We start from the raw sequence: 279 nt of genomic DNA on the forward strand, positions 1-279 counted from the left end.
GCCTGGGCCTGATCGACGACGAGGACATCGTCCTCGATGAGGCCGCGCTGTCGCTTGCACGTCTCGTCCGACCCGGCATCGATCTCGCCCCCTCGCCCACGCTGCTGGACGCGATGGAGACGCAGCTCTCCACCGTCGCAGGTGATGCCGAGACGCCGGGCGACCGTGCCAGTGCCCTCGCGTCGGTGCTTGCGGACGCGTTCGGGTTCGCGGGCGAACTGGACAGCGTGCCGGTGCCGGGATTGCGGACGATGCCGCGGCAGAAATAGTCATTCCCGG

At 69.2% G+C, this 279-nt stretch carries 1 pseudogene; it reads left to right on the forward strand.

Going from position 1 to position 279, the window contains the following annotated elements:
• A pseudogene (locus AC0CH3_RS17795) lies at nucleotides 1-269 on the forward strand (hypothetical protein); the annotation flags it as partial.
• Nucleotides 270-279: the final 10 nt, after the last annotated feature.

Source organism: Sphingomonas sp. AC449 (assembly GCF_979253475.1).